The 13,676-nt window shown below is 41.3% G+C and carries 13 protein-coding genes and 1 tRNA gene; 4 read left to right on the forward strand and 10 right to left on the reverse strand.

Translation table 11 applies throughout. The features are described 5' to 3' along the window. Positions 1 to 15 precede the first annotated feature (15 nt). Positions 16 to 1,479, forward strand: a complete 1,464-nt coding sequence (locus tag AB669_RS13110; protein ID WP_047799771.1) for a RagB/SusD family nutrient uptake outer membrane protein — start codon at positions 16 to 18, stop codon at positions 1,477 to 1,479. Between the two features lie 57 nt (positions 1,480 to 1,536). Here AB669_RS13110 and AB669_RS13115 read toward each other — a convergent pair whose 3' ends face one another. Together AB669_RS13115 and AB669_RS13120 are read right to left on the reverse strand one after the other, a co-directional pair. After that, on the reverse strand, positions 1,537 to 1,944 hold the full coding sequence (locus AB669_RS13115; protein ID WP_047799772.1) for a DoxX family protein: 408 nt from the start codon (positions 1,942 to 1,944) through the stop codon (positions 1,537 to 1,539). Between the two features lies 1 nt (position 1,945). Continuing rightward, positions 1,946 to 2,845: an LD-carboxypeptidase gene (locus AB669_RS13120; protein ID WP_047799773.1), complete on the reverse strand. Its 900-nt coding sequence runs from the start codon at positions 2,843 to 2,845 to the stop codon at positions 1,946 to 1,948. A gap of 40 nt (positions 2,846 to 2,885) precedes the next feature. Between AB669_RS13120 and metG the strand changes: the two genes are divergently transcribed. After that, the gene (metG, locus tag AB669_RS13125; protein WP_156166740.1) at positions 2,886 to 4,994 is read left to right on the forward strand and encodes a methionine--tRNA ligase; all 2,109 of its coding nucleotides are present in this window, start codon (positions 2,886 to 2,888) and stop codon (positions 4,992 to 4,994) included. A gap of 150 nt (positions 4,995 to 5,144) precedes the next feature. Here the strand turns inward: metG and AB669_RS13130 are convergent, their stop codons facing one another. Both AB669_RS13130 and AB669_RS13135 read right to left on the reverse strand, forming a co-directional pair. After that, positions 5,145 to 5,624 carry a hypothetical protein gene (locus tag AB669_RS13130; protein WP_047799774.1) on the reverse strand — a complete coding sequence of 160 codons (480 nt, stop codon included), beginning with the start codon at positions 5,622 to 5,624 and terminating at the stop codon, positions 5,145 to 5,147. A gap of 128 nt (positions 5,625 to 5,752) precedes the next feature. Next, positions 5,753 to 6,217 (reverse strand): hypothetical protein, encoded by a 465-nt coding sequence (locus tag AB669_RS13135; protein WP_047799775.1) that lies wholly within the window; start codon positions 6,215 to 6,217, stop codon positions 5,753 to 5,755. A gap of 532 nt (positions 6,218 to 6,749) precedes the next feature. Between AB669_RS13135 and AB669_RS13140 the strand changes: the two genes are divergently transcribed. Further along, positions 6,750 to 6,821 (forward strand) — tRNA-Arg (locus AB669_RS13140). Between the two features lie 163 nt (positions 6,822 to 6,984). On the opposite strand, the gene AB669_RS13145 is transcribed toward AB669_RS13140, so the two are convergent. From AB669_RS13145 to AB669_RS13170, 6 genes are all read right to left on the reverse strand, one after another. Then, a complete protein-coding gene (locus tag AB669_RS13145) occupies positions 6,985 to 8,025 on the reverse strand; it encodes a cupin domain-containing protein (protein WP_047799776.1) in 1,041 nt (346 codons plus the stop codon). A gap of 54 nt (positions 8,026 to 8,079) precedes the next feature. Continuing rightward, entirely contained in the window at positions 8,080 to 9,246 is a 1,167-nt protein-coding gene (locus AB669_RS13150; RefSeq protein WP_047799777.1) for a HAMP domain-containing sensor histidine kinase, read from the reverse strand. Between the two features lie 70 nt (positions 9,247 to 9,316). Continuing rightward, the gene (locus AB669_RS13155; RefSeq protein ID WP_047799778.1) at positions 9,317 to 9,874 is read right to left on the reverse strand and encodes a hypothetical protein; all 558 of its coding nucleotides are present in this window, start codon (positions 9,872 to 9,874) and stop codon (positions 9,317 to 9,319) included. A 339-nt stretch (positions 9,875 to 10,213) separates the two neighbouring features. Beyond that, positions 10,214 to 10,840: an NAD(P)-dependent oxidoreductase gene (locus AB669_RS13160; protein ID WP_047799779.1), complete on the reverse strand. Its 627-nt coding sequence runs from the start codon at positions 10,838 to 10,840 to the stop codon at positions 10,214 to 10,216. A gap of 14 nt (positions 10,841 to 10,854) precedes the next feature. Beyond that, on the reverse strand, positions 10,855 to 11,652 hold the full coding sequence (locus tag AB669_RS13165; protein WP_047799780.1) for an inositol monophosphatase family protein: 798 nt from the start codon (positions 11,650 to 11,652) through the stop codon (positions 10,855 to 10,857). 75 nt (positions 11,653 to 11,727) lie between these two features. After that, a complete protein-coding gene (locus AB669_RS13170; RefSeq protein ID WP_047799781.1) occupies positions 11,728 to 12,516 on the reverse strand; it encodes an AraC family transcriptional regulator in 789 nt (262 codons plus the stop codon). Between the two features lie 338 nt (positions 12,517 to 12,854). On the opposite strand from AB669_RS13170, the gene AB669_RS13175 reads away from it, so the two are divergent. Then, positions 12,855 to 13,613, forward strand: a complete 759-nt coding sequence (locus AB669_RS13175; protein ID WP_082120672.1) for an alpha/beta hydrolase — start codon at positions 12,855 to 12,857, stop codon at positions 13,611 to 13,613. The last annotated feature ends 63 nt before the right edge of the window (positions 13,614 to 13,676 follow it).

Genomic DNA, 13,676 nt, shown 5'->3' on the forward strand with positions numbered 1-13,676 from the left:
ATAAAGGAATTAATCATGAACAAAAGAAATTTATATATAGCTATTTTGTGTTCGGCAGTCGTGTTTACCAGCTCTTGCAAAAGAGAGTTGCTCGATCCGTCACTTAAAACATCTGTAGCTGCAGAAAATGCTTTCGATACGCAGTTCCGTATTGAGAGCCAGGCCAATTCATTATATGGCTCGTTAAAGAATGGTGCTTTTTATGGTGGTCGTTATTTGGTTTACGGAAGCATCAGAAGTGAAGACTTTATCAATGAAACCGGGAATTTAGTTACTGCTTCAGATGTTTGGAGCATGAACCTGGCTAATAGTGCAACTTCAGTTAAAGGACTGTGGTCTCAGGCTTATCTTACTATCAATAGGTGTAATGTTTTTATTGACGGGATGACCTCGAAAGGAAATTCTGTTGTAGGAGAAGCTACCGGGGCAAAATATACTGCCGAAGCCAGATTGATAAGAGCCTTATCTTACTACAGTTTATTACAGCTCTTTGCCAGGCCATATGCTGATGGAAACGGAAGTAAGCCAGGTTTGCCACTTCGTTTAACTGGAATTACCGGTCCGGGTTCATCTGATCTGGCACGAAGTACTGTTGATCAGGTTTATACACAGATTCTTTCTGATTTAAATTACGCAGAAGCAAATCTGCCATCAACCAATGCCACAGCGTTATTGAATACTACCAGAGCCCATAAAAACACTGCAATTGCATTAAAAACCAGGGTTTATCTCACAATGGGTAAATGGGCTGAAGTAATTACTGAAGCCAATAAGCTGGTACCGGCAGTTGCTCCTTTTAAGGCAAAGGTGAATGTGGCTAATGATCTGGTATCAGATATTGCCTCGGTATTCAAAGCACCTTATACCACTGCTGAATCTGTATTCTCCTTACCAATGACTTCTTCGGCGAGTCCGCTTGATTACCCTGGTACTCAGAATTCCCTTTCATCTTATTTTTACTGGACAGGATCGGTAGCCGGAACAACCGAATTTTCATTAAATCCTACGGGCATTATCGCAAATACGGCCTGGAAAGCTGCTGATAAAAGAAGAGCTTTGATCTTCACCTCATCGGCATCAAAGCAATTTGTTGCCAAATACACCACAGCAAGTCCTTATACAGATTATGTTCCTGTAATCAGATGGGCGGAAGTCCTATTGAATTTAGCTGAAGCAAGGGTTCGTAGCACCAATACAATTGATCCGCAAGCACTATTGTTACTCAATGCTGTTCGTCAGCGTTCGGATGCAACAACTACACTTGTACCAACATCCGTAGCAGATTTTACCGACGCACTATTGTTGGAAAGAAGAATCGAATTTTTAGGTGAGGGCTTACGTGCACCTGATTTAACGAGATTATTATTAACCATCCCGGCAAAAGGAAGCGCTCCTTCAAAAGGACCAACGGAAAGTGGTTACATCTGGCCAATTTCATCAGATGAATTATCTCTCAATAAATTGATGACAGATAATTAATAAAAAAGGCGATTTGAATCTTTCAAATCGCCTTTTTTTTAGTCTGACAAAATTGCCTTACTTCTTATCCACACTGTATTTCCCTGGGCCGATAAAAATCAAACTCAGAAACAAAATACCCGATTCTATTGCATGGCTCGCACCTTGCAAGCCATCTCCTTTTCCGAAATGTACCAGCGCTGCCACTATCATTGTGAAAACCAGTAAAATACAGGCAGGGCGGAAAAACAATCCCACAATCAATAAAAATCCCCCGAAGGTTTCAGTCGCTGCGGCCATAAAGCCCCAGAAAACAGGAAGAAAATTAATCCCCACCACTTTCATGCTTCCACCCAAGCCCGTCCAGCCATGAGGACCGCCAGCCAGTTTAGGGAAACCATGGATGATGAACATTACCCCGATTCCTAAACGGAGCAGTAATAAGCCTGTGTTGCGGTACTTTCCTAAAGTATCCAGAATTGCCATGTTATAAATATTTAAAGTGAACGTTCTTGTTTTCAACCGTTAAGGCAACGTTAGCGCCCAGTGCCATGCTCAGGTTGTTTTCTATATGCCCCGTCGGGAAGTTGAAGCAAACCGGATAGTCGTATTCGTTCACCACGTCCCATATCACCTCTTCGGCCGTTTGTCCAAAAGATATTTTCTCTTCAGCTATCTCATTGAAAGCGCCGATAATCAATCCTTTTAATTTGGCGAGTTTCCCTGCGCGTTTCAACATGCGCATCATGCGGTCTATGGCATACTCCTGCTCGCCAACATCCTCCAAAAAGAGAATTTTATTGTCGAAATCCATTTCCGAAACTGAACCCTGCATGGTAACCAGGAGGGTAAGATTACCCCCAATTAAAATGCCTTCAGCCACTCCTGCCCTGCTTTTGAAAGTGCTGGTATAGCTGTATTCCTGCGGCTCGCCAAACAGCGATGCCCTTAAAGATTCAATCGCCGAAGGTGTCGACTCCTCAAAGGTATATGGCATTTGTGCATGCAGGCACTGGGTTTGTGTTTGCGCAATGATGTGCGAAAGTATTACGGTGATGTCGCTAAAGCCTACAAACCACTTCGGGTGTTGTTTAAATACCGTAAAATCCAGCTCATCGATAATCCGGATACTTCCATAACCTCCGCGCCCTGAAATAATGGCCCTGATGCTGGTATCGTCAAGAAACTGCTGAATGTCGCGGGTCCTTAGCTCATCGGTTCCGGCAAACTGGTGGTGACTGGCATAAACGCTTTTTCCGATCACCACTTCCAGTCCCCAGCTTTCTAAAACTGCAATTGCGGTATCAATGGATTTGGGTAATTTCTTCGCCGGACAAACGAGGCCGATCTTATCTCCTTTTTTTAAATACGGGGGCTGCTTTATCATCTTCAAAACACTTATCTTTGCCAAAATAATAAAAATTGTTTTGGATAATAGTAAAATAAAAAGATATACCGTTACTGCAGCGCTTCCCTATACCAATGGGCCTGTACATATTGGTCACCTTGCCGGAGTGTATATTCCTGCAGATATTTATGCCCGCTACCTGCGCTCCAATAAACGCGATGTTAAGTTCATCTGTGGATCTGACGAGAATGGGGTGCCGATTACGCTGAAAGCGAAAAGAGAAGGCATTACGCCGCAGGAGGTTGTAGATAAATATCATAAAATCATTGGTGATTCGTTCAAGGAGTTCGGTGTATCATTCGATATCTACCACCGTACTTCTTCTCAAACGCATCATCAAACTGCTGCAGAATTCTTCAAAACACTTTACGATAAAGGCGTATTCACAGAAGAAATCACTGAACAATATTATGATCCTACGGCGAAGCAATTCCTGGCCGATCGTTATATCACCGGTACTTGTCCAAAATGTGGAAATGAAAATGCCTATGGCGATCAGTGTGAAAACTGCGGATCAACGCTAAATGCAACAGACTTAATTAATCCTAAGTCCACTTTATCCGGTGATCAGCCGATTCTAAAAGAAACTAAAAACTGGTTTTTACCGCTCGACCGATATGAAGAGCGTTTAAGAACTTACATCGAAAGCCATAAAGAGTGGCGCCCGAATGTTTACGGCCAATGCCAAAGCTGGTTAAATGCAGGCTTACAGCCACGCGCCATGACCAGAGATTTAGACTGGGGCGTACGTGTTCCGCTTCGCGATGCGGAAGGAAAAGTCCTTTACGTTTGGTTTGATGCCCCTATTGGCTACATTTCAGCTACCAAAGAGCTTTGTAACTATGCCAAGCTTGATGTTTGGAATCCAATGGCTGAAGAGTATTATATCAGCAATTTTGATTCTGACAAATGCGGCTGGGAAGAATACTGGAAAAGCGATGAGACCAAATTGGTTCATTTTATCGGTAAAGATAATATCGTATTCCACTGTATCATTTTCCCGGCAATGTTGATGGCACATGGTGAGTATACCCTTGCAGATAATGTTCCGGCAAATGAGTTCCTGAATCTTGAAGGTCAAAAAATATCGACATCCAAGAACTGGGCGGTCTGGTTAAATGAATACCTGCGTGAGTTTGAAGGCAAACAGGATGTTTTACGTTATGTGCTTACGGCTACGGCTCCTGAAACCAAAGACAATGACTTTACCTGGAAAGATTTCCAGGCCCGCAATAACAATGAGCTGGTAGCTATACTCGGAAACTTTGTAAACCGCGTGGTGGTGCTTACCCATAAGTATTTTGGTGGCTCAGTGCCTACCTGTATGGAAATTACCCCTGTAGATCAGGCTGTAATTGATGAATTAGCAGGTTATCCTGCCAAGATATCGGCTTCTATAGAGCAGTACCGTTTTAGAGAAGCGCTTTCGGAAGTGATGAATGTTGCCCGTTTAGGTAACAAGTACCTGGCTGAAACAGAGCCCTGGAAACTGATCAAAACCGATGAAGACCGGGTCCGTACCATCTTACACGTTGCGCTACAGATTGCCGCGAACATCCAGATTTTGATTGAACCCTTCCTGCCATTTACTGCAGATAAGTTAATGAAAATGCTGAAAAACGGTGGTCACGATTGGGATGATGCGGGTTCTATCAGTTTGCTAAAACGCGGACATGACATTGGTGAAGCTACCCTGTTGTTTGAGAAAATTGAAGATGCTGAAATCGACTTCCAGATAGAGAAACTCAACCAAAGTAAAGCCAGTAATGCAGCGAACAATGCAAGTGCTACCCCTGCTAAAGAAAATATCAACTTCGATGATTTCTCTGCGATGGATATCCGCGTGGCTACCATTATTGCTGCCGAGAAAGTAGAGAAAACCAAGAAGCTGCTTAAGCTTACGGTGAATACCGGTCTTGATGAAAGAACGGTTGTTTCCGGAATCGCGGAGCATTACAAACCTGAAGACATTATTGGTAAGCAGGTGAGCATGATCGTGAACCTGGCACCACGTGAAATCAAAGGGATCTTATCTCAGGGAATGATTTTAATGGCCGAAAATGCTGAAGGTAAACTGACTTTCGTTTCGCCGGTTGATCAATTTCCGGAAGGTAGCGTGATCAGGTAGAAGGGTGAGATTTAGTTTGAAACAATAGATAATTTTATATATTTGCGCACTCGAGGGGAGTTCAGGCTCCCCTTATTTTTATCCGTCTATTCCTCTCATTAGTGTACGATTTTAGTTCATACAATCAAATACTCGCAAATCAGTTTGGTGTTAATTGTTTTTATTTACTTTATTTCGCATATTTCTAATCACATCACTTAACTTGACATTAGGTAGTTCCTGTTTAATTTTGTGGTATATTTCATCTGAGATGATTGACCCAGTTAGATTGAGGGTTTCGAGTTTTTCTACTTTAATAAGTGTTGTGCAAATACCTTTAATATCGGATTTTTCTGCTAATTGAATGCTCAAATGCTTTAAATCTGATAGCTCTTGTAACTCTGTTGGTAGTTCAATAAGAAATACCCCCTTCAATGATAATGTTTTGAGCCATTTAAACTCCTTTATGGCCTTTGGCAATGAATAAAAAACAGCATTTGGCGGCATTTTATTATCTGGCGGATAAATTGTCCAATTTGCGTTGGAAATTACAATATGCTCTAATTTTAATACCTCTGGATGTTGTTTAATATAAATTTCTGTAAAGTCAATAGCAGAAAATTCCTGATACCTGATTTCATTAAATGACATAGTTCGAATGCTAATTATACTTGTTCATTATTTTGGTGGGTGGTCAATAACTTTCTATTTTTAGAATAATTACTTTTCCTTGTTTTTCGAAACACAAATTAGTGAACGTCAAAAACACAGTGTACTATTTAAAAAAAACCTGAGTCAATGATTTTAACTTTAGGTAAACCAATTTCAAATTTTGCTAATTTTTTTTTGTCTATAATAGAATCCGATAGATCCAAAACTTTTAGATATTCAAATTTCGCAAGATCAGAAATTATTTTCTCGACATTTGAATTTTTGTGTATTGAAAACTTAAGTTTTTCTAAACTTTCCAGCTTTAAAATATTACTATCGAGATTCGAAATGAATAAACCAACCAGGTAAAATTCTTTCAAATTTTTACAAGTACCTATCCATTTGGGTATCTCTACCTTAATGCCATTTGTAGGCATATCCATCCCTTTTATAACTGGAAAAATCAATATAGACTCATTATATACATAAATTTTTTCAATTCGAGATGCATTTTCAAAAGTATTTGTAGAAATAAATTTTGAGTAATTAATAATCAAATCTTTTTGATCAGTTTGGCCTGCTGCAGAACTCATAATACTCATATAAATAGTCAGTAAAATTAATATATTCCGTATCATAAATTTTTCTCAATTCTAAGATATATTTTTTGCTGATTATTTGAAGTTATTATATTATAAACTTTATTTAGTTTAGCAAGAACCTGTTGATTGTATGAAGAGTTCATAAGTTTTTTCCATCCGTCAAAATCTATTACTAATACGCCTGTATCAATTACCGAGGTGTTGGCTCTATGAATTGTCTGGTTAAACTGAGTGATAATTTGTCTAGAATTGGGATGAATCAAAGTTTAGATCCTTTTCGAGTTTTTGTGTTGGCGCTGAGGCGGGATATTCCGTCATTATAATTCTGACTCTTTTAAGAGTAAAACCTCCTTGGATATGTCTACAGCCCTGCCTACATTTGAAATAACTACTCCAAGGCCAAAAGTTTTATTATATTTGCGAAATTAATTTAATGTTTATTGATCACTCGAAGCAATTTTTAAAGATTTAATTAATTGATTATCAAATTATATCTATGCAAATGAGATAATTTAAAGAAATTGGCCCCGTAGTTCAACGGATAGAATAGAAGTTTCCTAAACTTTAGATAGCAGTTCGATTCTGCTCGGGGCTACTAATTGAAAGAGCATGTAATAGTGCTCTTTTTTTTGTTTATAAATAGTTGTTAAACAGTCGGTTCAGGGTCATCAGAGGGTCTTTTGTGCCTGGCTTCAGGTCATCCGGCAGTTTCATGGTGCGGGTAGAAAGCACTCTCATTGTTCAGTTTAGCAAAGCCATTATGATGTTGCAGGGGCAATAAACAGTTTCCTGCCCGGAAGTTTTTTCACCACTTCTGCAGGGATTCCAAAATTAGTGATCAGCACATCATCGGGGTTGGCAGCCAGCCATTCACTCAAATCGATGGACTCATAATTGCCCGAATTAAATCCGATTAATATCCTGCATACTTCGGTACCTATGTTTTTAATATAGTGGCCGGCACCCATTGGTACATAACCTACATCCCCTGCGCTGAACTGTTCTGTAACCGCTGTGGCTTCTGCCAGGAACACCGTCATTTCCGCACTACCTGAAATGTAGTATTGCCACTCATCCGCATTGGGATGCCAATGCATTTCCCTTAAGGCTCCAGGCTCCAGTTCCAAGAGCGAACCGGTGATGGTTTTACTGATCGGGAATTCATTTTGCGATACCAGCCGTTGTTTGCCTGCGCCTGGTATTACGCGCGGGGCCTGAGCATGCAGAGGGTAGCGGTGTGTACTTGTTAATGCAGGGTAGGTCCGTGGCTGTGCAATTGCCGCACTATCATCGGGGTTTGCGCCCAAAGCAAAGTAGGCCTCTTTAGTTGGTAAAAGCGCTACCTCTTCCAGGGTAAGTCCTAAATTCTGGGCTACAATCTCTTTAGGGGTGTGGGCAATAAAATCGGTTACACTAAAAGTGTGGTCTTCAGAGAAATTGCCATTATCAAAAATAAGGATAAAGTGACATTCTGTGTTTCCTGTAGCTTCCAGGGCATGTCCATATCCTCTGGGGAAATACCACACATCCCCGGGTTCGAAGTTATCAATGTAGCTGGTGCCATCGGGGTGTACCAGGGTATTGCGCATACTTCCGGTAAGCACATAGCCCCATTCAGCAGCATTGGCATGCCAGTGTAATTCGCGCATACCGCCGGGTTGCAGGCGCATAGAAACCCCGGCAAGGCCAACAGATGCCGGAAAATCATTTACCGAAGCACCTCTGGTTATTCCGCCAGGTGCCAGTCTTGGAACTTTTTTCTCTAATTCGTATTTGAAACTTAATTGCTGCTTTTGCATGATAACTTATTTTATGAGGTTGAATGGTTGATCTGAATTAAAAGAATATTGAGATTAGTTTGTGCATTTAAGGGGGATGGTGAAACCGAATATGGAACCTTTTCCAGGTTCACTTTCCACAAAAACCTTTCCGCCGTGTGCTTCCACAATTCCTTTGGAAAGGTAAAGACCCAGTCCGTGGCCTTCAATAGTCCCGGTACGGCTATGGCCCGCCCTGAAGCGCTTGCTAAACAGCTGGTTTAAATCAACGGCGTCAATCCCAATGCCTTGATCCAGTACCGAAAACACGATATTATTGCCGGTTTTTTTGATGCTTACCTTAATAAAACTATGCCTAGGCGAAAACTTTACGGCATTACTCATCATATTATTCATCACTTGTGCCAGTTGTGTGCAATTACCGGAAATCAGTAACTGATTGCTTAAATCAATCTTAAATACATGATCGGTATTTACTGCTGCAAATTGCGATACAGTGTGGTAAACCAGTTCAACCACATCGAAGCACTCCGTTTGTACAGTCGGATGGTTTTGGCTGATGGAAAGATTCAGGTACTGATCTACCAGGTTATTCATGAGGGTTACCTGCTGGTCGGCTTTGGCCATATCGTCTGAAGGCCAGTCAGGCATTCGGTTTCTGATATTCCTACTGGTAAGCTGAATGTAGAGCCTCAGGGTACTCAGCGGTGATTTCAACTCATGGCAAAGAAAATCCATCAGGTCTGTTTTTCTCGCTTCCTCAAGTTTAAATGCTGTAATATCCAATAGGGTTCCGGTGATCACGTTTTCGCCATCCGTAGCCTGTTCTAAAATTCCGGTAAGCCTGAACCACTTCCATTCGCCATTGGTATCCATCAGTTTTAGCTCCTGTTCAAAGCCATTTCCTGTTTGGGCCAGGGCATTTATCTCGCGAAAAAGATCAGATTTTTTGCTTGTATAAAGCACTTTGTGTAACGATGCGAGGCTTTCAGTACCCCTTAACTGTGTCATTAAACACGATACCGGACAAAGTTTAACCACCTGATCAGCAAAGCTGAACCTCCAGAATCCCAATCCTGCCCTGTTAAGGTGATCATTGTATCGTGCAAATCCTGCTGATTTTCTTGCTGCATCATCCTTCTGTATGGTGTTGCCGGCAAGCCAGGTTTGGTGGTGACTAATCGTCATGATCTCTCTTGCAGGAGATTCGAAGTGCTGAAGTGTTAAGGTGGCATTGTTCATAATTGTGGTTCGTTTTGGTTTAGCTTTGAAGGGGATAAAAAGTATAGGGTTACCCTACCCGCTTTATCATTTAAAATGGTTGATTGTATTTTCCAGTGAGTGCTTTGTTCTCAATGCTTTTGGCGAAGTTGGGTGTTTCCTCATGGTTGTGTGCATCTGATGCGGCCTGGCGTGCTGCTGCAGCATCCTTAAGGTTTAATCCATGTGCTTTTATGTATTCCAACATTTCAGGGGTAGCTGTAGCATGAATTTCGTTGGTGTACAGGGTGGTATTGTCGTCGATTTTTGTGGCTTTAAGTTCCCATAGTACCTGCACCTTTGTGCGGCCTCCTTTGGTAATGGAATCTGAAATGGAGAGCATGCGGCAGTAATCCGGACGGGCTACATCGGCCACATAGTGCTGCACCATCAGGGCATCGCCAATGGTTTCTACATTTAACGAAACCGGCTGCCCGTCATAAGTACTGCTAATCGCCGCCCCGATGTGCTGGGTAGAGCAGCGCTGATATTCTGCATCAGGAAGGTTTAGTAACCAATCGGCAATGTTTACTTTTTCAATAGGTGCATTAATGATCGCGGTAACTGCCGAATGTGATAATGCGTTTTCTGGTGTTTGTTGAATTTCCATGTGATATGTATTTAAGTGTTTTTGATTTTCTTAATGTAAATCTAGCGCACACCTAAACACTTGCTCAGCACTATTCAGCAGACGAGGATTAAGGCTCGTTGAAAAGGCATAATTACCCGTTAAACTCCAAACCTATGCTGCATACTGTAAACCGGTAGTAATAATGATGGTAAAGAAAAAAAACAAAAAAAATCAGGGGTCACACAATAAAGCTAGTTTTCCGGCGTATTATATATCGAGAGCGTTAATTTAGATAGACGGGAATTGTCCTTAGTGATGATTCCCGTTTTCTTTTGAATGGCTGAACAAAACAGTTTTACGTTCCGTAACTATTTTGATTTAGCTAGTCAAGGCCGGATACCTCCTTAGCATCGTCGGATCTTCTGCCTGCTGTAACAGAAAATCTGCAACGTCAGCTCTTGAAATCTTTCCAACTTTCATTCCCTTAACAAGCTCTGGTAAGGCATTATACTTTTCGGTAAGTGGACCATTTGTAAGCCTTCCAGGCCTAACCATTTCCCATTTGAGGTTGCTTTTTGCAATAATCTCTTCCATCCTGGTCTTATCAATATACTGATGCTTAAGAAAAAGTCTGATGACCGTGCGCATAAAAAAGCTCAGAAACTTGCTGCTCTCCCCGGCACCAAAACCCGTTATCACAAGAATTGGCGACTTAAAATCCAATATTTTACCAGCTTCTACAAGCGCACTGGCGGTGTCCGAAAACAGCGTATTTGGTTTTTTATTCTTTGTACCAATGGTCATCATTACCCCATCTGCACCTTTCATCACCTTAGTAAGGTCATTTACCGAAGTAGCGCTTCCGTTAACTTTGGTTAAATGCGGATGATCTGGAATACTCTCTGTTCGGGTTGATAAAGCCGTTACGTGATGGCCTTTCTCTAAAGCCTGTTGTAGCGTCGCCAATCCTATACCGGCTGAGGCGCCTATAATTGTAATGTTCATGTTTTTTTGTTGAATTATTTATCCGAGATCAATCTGTTTGCAATACCGGGAGCAGAAACGAGCAAACTTTCGTCGCCCCATTTCCAGCTATCTCCATTGGCATTCAGGATATCCGCGCCAGCTTCCTGTGCAATTAAAATACCCGCCAGCCAGTTGAAGGTGTCCAGTCCCAATTGATGAAATACATCTATCCGGCCGGCGCCAACATAAGCCAGTTGTAAACCATGCGGACCGTAATTTCTAACCACGCCAAAACGATTGAGTAAATCTGTCACCGCCGCGCCTTGTTGCACCCTAAGAACCGGGTTTGCGGGCTCTTCGTGTCCATATTCAAAAACAGCAAGCATAATATCCGGATCTGTTTTCACCAGCGGTTTGATTGGAGTGCCATTCATATAGGCTCCTTTGCCTTTCTCTGCCCAAAACAGCTCATCCGCTAATGGATCGTATATCACCGAGAAATACAATTCTCCATTGCAAACCAAAGCCAGGTTAATGGTCCAGCCCGGAATGTGTTGCAAATATTGAATGGCGCCATCCATAGCATCACAAATCCAATACGCCTGCAGTGGCAATGGATGTTTCTGTCCGTCGTTATCAAATTCATCAACTGTATTCCATGGAATATCCGGAAAACCGGGAGCTAAGCCATTTTCCAGAATCAACATACAACGTTCATCAATCTCGTTAAGTTGTTGAAAAAACGTTTCTTTATTAGCTGGAATAGTATTTTTTTTATAATCCTGAAGGAAGACCTTTCCAGCCTGTTTAAAGGTATCCAAAACCAATTGGACGTTTATTTCCTGATTCATTTTTTACTTTATTTATACCGCAAAGAACGTGGATAAATGCAGGATAAAATAGAACGAACCCTTGAAAATGTAGTCCTAATCGTGGTATTTTTGACGGAATTGCAAAGGTGTAAATCCTGTAATCTTTTTAAACAGCTTTCCGAAATAAACAGGCTCCTCATAACCCAACTGGTAGGCTATTTCCCTTACGGTATATTTTGTAAAACAAAGCAATCGTTTTGCTTCCAGCATGCCATACTGCTGAATCTGTGCTGATACAGAATCGCCCGTTATACTTTTAACGGTATCGTACAAATGTGCCACAGATATGTTCAGTGCTGCAGCATATTTTGCCGGTTGCTTCCAGTCTTTATAATGTTTTTTTAGCAGTTCTGTAAAAGCCTGCTCAATTAAAGTTGCACGATTGGCTTTTGTTTTTCCAGCAGGATCAGCAGCCATAACTTCTCCGGCAATCAGGCCAACCAATGCATTCAGCATGGAGTGACTGATGTGCATTTGAAACGGATTTGTGATGGCTGCCTGCATCTTTTCCATCTGCTCCAGTAAAACAACGGTATGATTGTAAAAAGCAGATGCCGGCTCCAAAATTAAAGGCCGGTTAAAACCTTTTTCCAGAATCGATTGAAACTCCAGATCGATCAATGCCGGGTCTATACTCATTGCCCAACCTTCAGGTTTGTTCGTGGAGATGATGTGATGGATTTGTCCCGGATTAATAAGCAATATGGCAGGCGCTGTAACCACGTTTTTCTCAAAATCTATATCAATGATAAAATCACCTCCAATAGCCACCATAATTAAATAATGATCGTCCCGATGAGGCTTTGAAAGGTCATGCTCAGCAACATGCCGCTCAGTTGACATGTTTTTAATTATCAAACCCGCCTTAGCCAAAGGCGATAATGGATATTTGAAAACTCCGGTTGGTTTATGCTTCAATTTTTTTTTATAAGATTTTTAAAGATAGTGATGAAAGGATTACAGCAAATCAAATTTAAAAAGATATTTATCATCGGTAAATCAGCCCGTCAGAAAATTAAATTCCCCCTTCATCCATAGTGATGTAAATCACATTTAGCAGCACCAGCTCTGAATGTGATTTATATCACCTGCTTTTCTTTGTTATTAGCCTCACATTCGCTGTACCATTACAAAATGATACACACGGTAGTGTAAACCCATTATTAACCAAAATACAAATCATGAAAACATTTAAATTTTATTTACTTTTTTTATTAGCATTAATGGCTAATGCAGCAAGCTTTGCTCAAAATCCTGAAACCGAAAAACCAACCATCATTTTTGTCCATGGCATTTGGGCTGATGGTTCAAGCTTCTCTTATCAAATCAGTGCCTTGCAGGCCAAAGGCTATCGGGTAATTTCCGTACAAAATCCAATCACGTCATTGGCCGATGATGTTGCCGCTACCCAAAGGGCTATTGACCAGGTAAAAGGTAAAGTATTACTGGTGGGTCATTCCTGGGGAGGTTTTGTGATTACGCAGGCGGGTAACGACCCTAAAGTTGTTGGATTGGTTTACCTGGCAGCCTATGGACCGGAATTAGGAGAATCCCTTCTAGCTGTATCGGCAAATGGTCCCAAAACCGAACTTACCAAATATCTTGCGCCAACAAATGGTTTTGTATATATCTCTGAAGAAGGGGTGAAATCTGTATTTGCCAATGATCTGAACCCGAAACAACAGGTATTGGTTTATGCTACCCAAACGCCCGCTTTCCATACTGTGTTTGATGATAAAAGTGGTTCACCCGCCTGGAAAACTAAACCCAGCTGGTATGTGGTAGCCAAAAATGATAAAACAATCGCTCCGGACCTGGAACGTTTTATGGCGAAAAGAATGAAGGCAAAAACAACTGAAATCTCATCCGGACATGTATTGATGATTTCAAATGCCAAAGAAGTATTGAATGTAATCGAAGAAGCGGCAAGCACTAAGTAAACAATTTTTGGAGGGACAAACATGATAAATGACACTAATCTGAAACGTGTGTTTCAGATTAGT

The sequence above is a fragment of the Pedobacter sp. BMA genome, from assembly GCF_001027745.1.
Taxonomy (GTDB): Bacteria; Bacteroidota; Bacteroidia; order Sphingobacteriales; family Sphingobacteriaceae; genus Pedobacter.